The organism is Streptomyces sp. WELS2, from assembly GCF_013870595.1.
Taxonomy (GTDB): Bacteria; Actinomycetota; Actinomycetes; order Streptomycetales; family Streptomycetaceae; genus Streptomyces.
The window spans coordinates 1-8,598 of record NZ_JACBWZ010000217.1; the positions used below are offsets into that span (position 1 = coordinate 1).

At 71.1% G+C, this 8,598-nt stretch carries 7 protein-coding genes; 4 read left to right on the forward strand and 3 right to left on the reverse strand.

Annotated features, from left to right (window positions below; genetic code table 11):
- Positions 1-169: 169 nt before the first annotated feature.
- The 3 genes from H5J33_RS15215 to H5J33_RS15225 form a co-directional block, all read right to left on the reverse strand.
- The gene (locus H5J33_RS15215) at positions 170-1,870 is read right to left on the reverse strand and encodes a carbohydrate-binding module family 20 domain-containing protein (protein ID WP_181795454.1); all 1,701 of its coding nucleotides are present in this window, start codon (positions 1,868-1,870) and stop codon (positions 170-172) included.
- Between the two features lie 300 nt (positions 1,871-2,170).
- Entirely contained in the window at positions 2,171-3,148 is a 978-nt protein-coding gene (rfbB, locus tag H5J33_RS15220) for a dTDP-glucose 4,6-dehydratase (protein ID WP_181795455.1), read from the reverse strand.
- Positions 3,145-4,212 (reverse strand): glucose-1-phosphate thymidylyltransferase, encoded by a 1,068-nt coding sequence (locus H5J33_RS15225; RefSeq protein ID WP_181795456.1) that lies wholly within the window; start codon positions 4,210-4,212, stop codon positions 3,145-3,147. Before H5J33_RS15225 ends, rfbB begins: the two co-directional genes overlap by 4 nt.
- A gap of 247 nt (positions 4,213-4,459) precedes the next feature.
- On the opposite strand from H5J33_RS15225, the gene H5J33_RS15230 reads away from it, so the two are divergent.
- From H5J33_RS15230 to H5J33_RS15245, 4 genes are read left to right on the forward strand one after another with little or no spacing between them, the layout of a single operon-like run.
- Positions 4,460-5,752 carry an aspartate aminotransferase family protein gene (locus H5J33_RS15230; RefSeq protein ID WP_181795457.1) on the forward strand — a complete coding sequence of 431 codons (1,293 nt, stop codon included), beginning with the start codon at positions 4,460-4,462 and terminating at the stop codon, positions 5,750-5,752.
- Positions 5,749-6,792, forward strand: a complete 1,044-nt coding sequence (locus tag H5J33_RS15235; RefSeq protein WP_181795458.1) for an ATP-binding cassette domain-containing protein — start codon at positions 5,749-5,751, stop codon at positions 6,790-6,792. The genes H5J33_RS15230 and H5J33_RS15235 overlap by 4 nt, the downstream gene beginning before the upstream one ends.
- Positions 6,789-7,664, forward strand: a complete 876-nt coding sequence (locus H5J33_RS15240; protein ID WP_181795459.1) for an ABC-2 family transporter protein — start codon at positions 6,789-6,791, stop codon at positions 7,662-7,664. The genes H5J33_RS15235 and H5J33_RS15240 overlap by 4 nt, the downstream gene beginning before the upstream one ends.
- The gene (locus H5J33_RS15245) at positions 7,661-8,461 is read left to right on the forward strand and encodes an ABC transporter permease (protein WP_181795460.1); all 801 of its coding nucleotides are present in this window, start codon (positions 7,661-7,663) and stop codon (positions 8,459-8,461) included. Before H5J33_RS15240 ends, H5J33_RS15245 begins: the two co-directional genes overlap by 4 nt.
- Positions 8,462-8,598 lie beyond the last annotated feature (137 nt).

Here is an 8,598-nt window from a genome sequence, read left to right on the forward strand (position 1 = left end):
GGGCGGTTGCGTGGTGTCTGGGTCTGCCGGCCACGTGACGCGTCTCCTCGGGGTGTCGGTCGCGGGCAAGGACGGGCGTCTCCGTGCGGCGGGGCGCGGGACCGCCCGGCACCGGTGTGGGGCCGGGCGGTCGCTTCCGGTGTGCGGGGTTCGTCCCCGGACGGGTCGGTCAGCCGCGCCAGGTGTCGTTCAGCGTGACCACTCCGCCGGCCGGCACGGTGGCCGTGCGGTTGGCGCCGCTCTCCCAGGTGACGTTGCCGCTCGCGTCCTTGCGGATGTACTTGTACTCGAATGCGGTGCCCGCGGGCAGGGACTGGTCGAGCTTCCACACGGGGTAGCTCGCCGGGTCCAGCTTGAGGGCGTTGGCGGTGTTCCAGCTGCCGAGGGCGGAGGTGCTGCCGACGACGTAGATGTTCTGGCCCCACTGGGTGGAGGCGTTGACGTTGAACGAGGCTCCGGTGGCGGGGGCGGGGTCGGGGTCGACGGTGGTGTCGCAGTTCTTCGCCCCGATGTGCAGGGCGAGGGCGGAGTTGGCGCCCAGGGTTGCCGTGAACCGGCCGGAGGAGTCGACGGTCACTCCCTTGCCGCTCTGCACGTCGCAGTAGCTCCCGGCGGGCAGCGAGGTCTGGAAGGTGCGGGTGAGGGTGGAGCCCTCGTGGTTGATGACGACGTACGCCTTGGCACCGCGGCCGAAGGCGATCTGGTTGTTGCCGTTGTCCCACCAGTCGGTCACGGCGGTGCCGGCCGCCGTGTTGCGGAACTTGACCATGCCGGCTATCTCGCGCCAGGCGTGCTGGCACTTCCAGCCGTCGGTGTAACAGGCGTTGACCTGGCCGTTGTTGGGTCCGCCGGCGTCCTTGTCGCTGAACTCGTAGCCGGAGTGCACATCGGGTGAGCCGTACGGCCAGGCCAGCATGAAGACGTGGGCGAGGGTGTAGTTGGCGCCGTCCTTGTAGGTGAGGCTGCCTCCGTTGCGTTCGGTGTCGTGGTTGGTGACGAAGACGGACGCCTTGTCACTGGAGACGTAGCCCCACGCCTCGCCGAAGTTCTTCAGTTCGGCGAGCTTCTCGTTGTTGAAGACCCGCTTGAGGTCGTAGGCGTAGCGGAACTCCTGGACGTCGCCCGTGTTGTAGAACTCGGGCGGCTGGACCGCCTCGCCGGCGGCGCCGATCGTCTCCTGGTTCCAGTAGACGCCGGGGTTGGACAGGCGGGACTTGATGTTGGCGAGGTCTTCCTCGGGGATGTGCTTGGCGGCGTCGATGCGGAAGCCGTCGACGCCGAGGGACAGCAGGTCGTTCATGTAGCCCGCGATGGTCTTGCGGACGTACTCCTCGCCGGTGTCGAGGTCGGGCAGACCGCCCATCTCGCAGTGCTGGACGTTCCAGCGGTCGGCGTAGTTGCTGATGCTCGTGGTGCAGTCGTCCATGTCGGCGGCGGAGTACGTGCCGGGGTAGTCGTACTTGCTGAAGGGCGACCCGGCGGTGCCGGTGCCGGAGGCGTTCGCCATGTGGTTGATCACGGTGTCGGCGACCACCTTGACGCCTGCCGCGTGACAGGTGTCCACCATGTTCTTGAAGTCCGAGCGGTTGCCCAGCTTCGTGCCGATCTTGTAGCTGACGGGCTGGTAGGCCGTCCACCAGGCCGGGCCCTGGATGTGCTCGTTCGGTGGGGAGACCTGGACGTAGCCGTACCCGGAGGGGCCCAGCTGGTCCGTGCACGCCTTGGCGACGGACTTGAAGTTCCATTCGAACATCACCGCGGTGACGTCCTTGCCGCCGGGCGCGCTCGCCTGCGCCGGCGTCGGTCCCGTGACGGCCACAGCGGCTCCCGCCAGGGCGGCGAGTGCAGCGGCCACGGTCTTTCTGGCCATGGTTGCTCCAGTGGGGATGTGGGGTGATACCGGAGTCAGCCTTGGTTGACAACGCGCCATGCCAGGTAAGGCCGTTCACTGGTTCTTTCTGCAAGAAATTGCGGTCGAGACCGTACGGCGCCGCTTACCGCAGGTCAACCCCTCGCGCAGAAATGCCGGTTGAGCAGGCAATAGTTGAACGGGGTACGCGCAAAGTCTTTCGCAATGGTTTTCAGAGTGTTACGTTCAACGAACTCCGGCCCCCGGCCGCGGGGTTCGCACCCGCTGCGTCCCCGACGCGCCCGGCCGTGCGGGCCGGAGTCACACGGACTCCAGCAGGGGCTGCCACCAGTCCCGATGGGTCCGGTACCAGTCAGCCGTGGCGGCCAGCGCCGCCTCGAAGCCGACCCGTGGCCGGTAGCCCAGCTCCGCGGTGATCTTGCCGTGGTCCACCGCGTACCGCCGGTCGTGACCCTTGCGGTCCTCGACGTGCGTGATGCGCTCGGGCCCGGCTCCGCACCACCGGAGCAGGCGGTGCGCGAGGTCCAGATTGGTCAGCGAGGTGCCGCCCCCGATGTTGTACGTCTGCCCCGGCCGCCCCGCCGTGCGCACCAGCTCCACCGCCCGCACGTGGTCGTCCACGTGCAGCCAGTCGCGCACCTGCCGCCCGTCGCCGTACACCGGCAGGTCACCGCCGGTCAGCAGGGTGGCGACGAAGCGCGGAACGACCTTCTCCGGATGCTGGTACGGGCCGAAGTTGTTGGAGCAGCGGGTCACCCGGACGTCCAGGCCGTGGGTGTGGTGGTGGGCCAGGGCGACGAGGTCGGCCGCGGCCTTCGACGCCGCGTACGGCGAGCTGGGCCTGAGCGGGTCCTCCTCCCGGGCGGCGCCCTCGGGTATCGAGCCGTAGACCTCGTCGGTGGAGATCTGCACGAAGGTCCGCACCCCGTGCCGCAGCGCGGCGTCCAGCAGGGTGTGGGTGCCCATCACATTGGTGTGGGTGAAGCCGGTGCCGTCCTCGATGGAGCGGTCGACGTGCGACTCCGCCGCGAAGTGGACGATCTCGTCGTGCCCGGCCGCCAGCCGCCGTACCGTCGCGGTGTCGCACACGTCGCCGTGCACGAAGGTGAGACCGGGGTGGGCGCGCACCGGGTCGAGGCGGGCGAGGCTGCCCGCGTAGGTGAGTTTGTCCAGGACCGTGACCGAGACACCGGGCGGCCCCGCGGGGCCGAGCAGCGCGCGGACGTAGGCGGATCCGATGAAGCCGGCTCCGCCGGTGACGAGGATGCGTGAGGTCATGAGGTGAGCTGCACCTTGCTGTGGTCGCCGAGGACGAGACGGTGGGCCTGGGGCGGGCGGGGGGCGGAGCTCACCACGGCCTCCCGGCCGATGAGCGACCGCTCGATCCGTGCGGCCCCTTCCACGCACGCCCCCTGGAGGAGCACCGAGAACTCGATCGCGCTGTCCTCGATCCGGCAGTCCTCGGCGATCGCGGTGTACGGGCCGACGCTGGAGTTGTTGATGACGGCGCCCGCGCCCACGACGACGGGTCCGACGATCCGCGAGCCGCGCACCACGGCCCCGTCGGCGATCCGGACCCGGCCCACCAGGACGCTGTGCGGATCGACCTTGCCGTCCACGCGGCCCTCCATCCGGTCCAGGACGTGCCGGTTCGCCTCCAGCAGGTCCTCGACGCTGCCGGTGTCGCGCCACGGGCGGGTGGTGGTCTCGGCGCGTACCGGCAGTCCGCGGTCGATCATCCACTGCACCGCGTGGGTGATCTCCAGCTCGCCGCGCCCGGAGGGGCGGATGGCGCGCACCGCCTCGTGCACGGCCGGGGTGAAGGCGTAGACGCCGACCAGGGCCAGGTCGCTGCGGGGCCGCTCCGGTTTCTCCTCCAGCCGGCGCACCACCCCGTCATCGTCGACTTCCGCGACGCCGAAGGCGGTGGGGTCGGGCACGGGGGTGAGCAGCAGCCGGGCCGCGTCGCGCCCGGCGGCGGCGCGCCGGACGAATCCCGTCACACCGTCCTCCAGGTGGTTGTCCCCGAGGTACAGCAGGAAGTCGTCGTCCCCGAGGAAGGGGCGGGCGACCGCCACCGCGTGGGCCAGCCCCAGGGGCCGGGGCTGGTTCAGGTAGGCGATGTTCAGCCCGAAGGCGGAGCCGTCGCCGACCGCGCGGCGGACGTCGTCCCCGTGGTGGCCGACCACCACGCCCACCTCCTCGATGCCGGCGTCGGCTATGGCCTGCAGGGCGTAGTGCACCACCGGCCGGTTGGCGATGGGGAGGAGCTGCTTGGCGCTCGTGTGAGTGAACGGCCGCAGCCGGCTGCCGGTGCCACCTGCCAGGACCAGGGCTTTCATGCCGGGCACCGGTGTCGCGGCAGGGACTGGATCTGTGGTCTCACGGATGTCTCCTTGAGCGAGAGTCGCGGTGTCACCGGTGGAGCTGTTGTCGACTCAAGCAGAAGCCGCGCGGGCGGCGCAAGGTCGTTCAGCAACTTTCAGCAAGTTCTTGCACACAGCGCCGCCTTGGTGTTTGACTCGCTTCCGGCACCGCCCAACGGCGCTGCCCGGCAGAGCAGTTCACACAGAAGGGGGTGGGCGGCGCATGACGGCTCGGCACCAGCGGGAACGGCTGGAGCGGGAGGCGCGGCACCTGGCTCCGGGCGCCTCCGAGGAGGCGGCCGCCGGACGCCGGGTCTTCGCCGAGGGGCGCGGTCCGGTCCTCACGGACCTCGACGGCAACCAGTACCTGGACTTCGCGGCGGGCACCCTGACCCAGTCCCTGGGACACGGCCATCCCGAGGTCGTGGCGGCCCTGACCGAGCAGGCCCGGCGCCTGTGGAACGTGCACGACTCGGCGACGCCCGACCGGGCCGCCCTGCTGGAGCTGCTGGCCGAACTGCTGCCGGAGCGGCTGGACACCTACGCGCTGTTCTCCACCGGCGCCGAGGTCGTGGAGGCCGCGCTGCGCGTGGTGCAGGCCACCGCCGCACCAGGCCGCAACCGGATCGGCGCGCTGCGCGGGGGTTTCCACGGCAAGACGACGGGTGCGCGGATGCTCGTGCACTGGGACGTGGGCCACCAGGCCTTCGCCGGCAACTCGGTCCTCGGCTACTCGGCCTACTGCTACCGCTGTCCGCTGGAACTGACGTACCCCTCCTGCGGGTTGCGGTGTGCCTCCCTGGTGCGCAAGCACATCGCCGACAAGCCGAACGTCTCCGCCCTGGTCTTCGAACCGGTCCTCGGAGCCGCCGGCGTCGTCGTGCCGCCCCCGGGCTACTGGGAGCAGATCGCCGAGGCCTGCCGGTCCAACGGCGTCCTGCTGGTGGCCGACGAGGTGCTCACCGGCGGCGGCCGGACGGGTACGTTCCTGGCGAGCGAGCAGTTCGGTGTCGAACCCGATCTGGTGGCCCTGTCCAAAGGTCTTGCCAGCGGTTTCCCCTTCGCCGTGCTGGCCGGGCGGGCCGAGCTGATGCACCATCCGGCGGCGTCCGGGCCCGGTGCCTACGCGTCGACGTACGCGGGCAATCCGCTCGGCATCGCGGCGGCCCGGGCCACGCTGGAGGTCGTGCGCCGCGACCGTCTGATCGAGCGCGTGCGGGTCCTGGGCGAGCTGCTGCACGAGCGGCTCGCCGCCCTCCCGGCCCGGTTCGAGAACCTGGGTGACGTACGCGGTCTGGGGCTGCTGTACGGCCTGGAGTTCGTCACCGACCGGGCGAGCCGCACCCCCGCGCCGCACCTCGCGCGGGCCGTGTACACCACCGCCCTCGACCTGGGTCTCCGAGTCGCCCTGGGCGGGCACATCCTGCGTCTGGCACCGCCCTTCACCATCGACGAGCCGCTCCTCGACGAGGGCGTCGACCTGCTCGAACAGGCCCTGGAGCGGGTGCTGTCGTGATCGTCGCGGAGAACCTCGTCAAGGAGTTCCGGCTCACCGAGCGCAAGCCGGGCCTGGCCGGCAGTCTGGCCACCCTCTTCACCCGGGAGCACCGCGTCGTCCGCGCGGTCGACGGCGTGTCCTTCACCATCCCGGCCGGCGCGAAGACGGCGTACATCGGTGCCAACGGGGCCGGCAAGTCGACCACGATCAAGATGCTCACCGGGATCATGACGCCCACCAGCGGGCGCTGTCTGGTCCGCGGCATCGAACCCTACCGGCACCGGCAGGCCAACGCCCGCGGCATCGGCGTGGTGTTCGGGCAGCGCAGCCAGCTGTGGTGGGACCTGTCCGTGCCGGACTCGTTCCGCATCCTGCGCCGGGTCTACGACATCCCCGACGCGGTGTACCGGCGCAACCTCGCCCTGTACCGGGAACTGCTGGACATCGACGCCCTCGGCACCACGCCCGTGCGCCAGTTGAGCCTGGGGCAGCGGATGCGGGCCGAGATCGCGGCGAGCCTGCTGCACGATCCGGCGGTCGTCTTCTGGGACGAGCCGACCATCGGCCTCGACATGGTGCTCAAGGACGCGGTACGGCAGCTGGTCAACCACGTCCACGCGGAGCTGGGCACGACCGTCGTGCTCACCAGCCACGACATCGCGGACATCGCCGCCATCTGCGACAGCGCGCTGGTCGTGGACCGGGGACGGGTCGTCCACCAGGGCGGCATCCGGGACCTGCTGCGCACCGCCGACCGGCGCTCGGTCGTCTTCGACCACCGGGGCCGCCCGGATCCCGGGCCCGTCCGCGCGGAGATAGAGCGGGGGCTGCCCGGGGTGAGCACCTCCTCCGCCGAGGACGGCCGGATCAGGGTCGACTACCCGGCGGACCGGTTCACCTCCCGGCAGGTGCTCGGCTTCCTGCTCGAACGCTTCGACCTGGCCGACTGCTACGCGCCCGAACCCGACCTGGAGGATGTCCTGCGGCGGATCTACGGAGGGCACCGCGAGACCCCGCCCGCCGGGGTCCCGGGCGGCGGCCGGGAGGGTGCGGCGTGAACGGCCCGCAGACCGACGGCACGCTCCGCCGGGCACGGAAGCACCCCTCGCCGTTTCCCCCGGCCGCACGCGCCCGGCGCTATCTGCCGTTCGCCACCGGGGGGTTGCAGTCCCTGCTCCAGTACCGTTCGACGTTCGTCACCACCGGGATCACGGCCGCCGCCGGCGCGGCGATGACCGTCTTCCTGTGGCGGGCGGTGTACGCCGGCGCCCCGCCCGGCGGCGGCCCGGGCGGCTTCACCTCCGAGGGCATCACCACCTATCTGCTGGTGGCGCAGGTGCTGCAGGTCCTGCACGCCAACCGGGTGGACGACGAGGTCGCCGCCGAGGTCTACCGCGGCGACGTCGCCGTCATGCTGGTGCGGCCCGTCAGCTACCCGGTGATGCGGTTCTTCGCCTGTCTGCCGGTGGTCGCGGCCAACGCCGTCCTGGTCGGCGTCCCCGTGCTCGTGCTGTTCGCGCTGCTCGTGCCGCTGACCACGCCGCGGCCCGTGGACGTCGCGCTGTTCGCGGTGTCCACCGCGCTGTCCGTGCTGCTCGCCTTCCTCGTGAACCTGCTGACCGGGATGACGGGCTTCGTCACCACGAACACCTGGGGGGTGCGCATGGTGAAGCAGAGCGTGGTCGCCTTCTTCGCCGGGCAGCTGGTGCCCCTCGCGCTGATGCCGGGCCCCCTGGCGGCACTGGCGTCCGCGCTGCCCTTCCGGGGCATGGTCGACGGACCGCTCACCCTGCTGCTCGGCCGCTACGACGGGGTGGCCGGCGCGGTCGACGTGCTGGCCCGGCAGATCGGCTGGGCGGCCGGTCTGACGCTGCTGGCCGGCGTGCTGTGGCGGGCCTCGCTGAGCCGTCTGGAGGTGCTCGGCGGATGACCGGCACGGTGTGGCGCCATGTGCGGCTGGCCTTCTTCCTCGGCGGGGTCGGGCTGCACCGGCTGAGCATGTACCGCGTGGACTTCGCCCTGGGCGCGGGGGCCTTCCTGGTCCGGGTGGGTCTGCAGACGGCCGTGGTGGGCCTGGTGTTCCGGCAGGTGCCCGCGGTGGACGGCTGGACCTATCACGAGGTGCTGTTCCTGCTCGGTTTCTCGCTGCTGCCGCGCGGCCTGGACCACCTCTTCACGGACCAGCTGTGGGAACTGGGCCGCAAGCTGGTCCAGCGCGGGGAGTTCTACCGCTATCTGATCCGCCCGGTGAACCCGCTGTTCTCACTGCTGTCGGAGCGCTTCTTCCACCCCGACGGTCTCGGCGAACTCGCCGTGGGCGCCGTCCTGGTGGGCTGGTCCGGCAGCGAGCTGGGGCTCCACCTCACCCCGGTGCAGTGGCTCGCCGCCCCGTTCCTCGTGCTGTGCGGTGCCCTGATCCACACCTCGGTGAAGCTGCTGTTCGCCTCGCTGTCCTTCTGGACGGTGACCAGTCTGCCGTCGATGTACGCGGCGAACCAGGTGTCGGAGTTCGCCGCGTATCCGCTGGACATCTACCACCCCTCACTGCGCGCGGTGCTGACCTGGGTGCTCCCCTTCGCCTTCACCTCGTACGTGCCGTGCGGCTATCTGCTGACCGGCGCCACGGGACAGGTGGTCTGGCTGCCGGTGGTGACCGCCGGGGCCCTCGCCGTCGCCCTGGCCGTCTGGCGGCGCGGCATCAACGCCTACGAAATGACCGGGAGTTGAGCACGCACGTGTTCCGCGACGACGATCCACGACCCCCGCACCTCGAACCCCTGCTGCGCACCGCGGCCTGGCTGCCGCGCGATCTGCGGGCCGCCCACCGGTGGGAGGCGGCGCCGACCAGGGCTGGAAGGTCGACG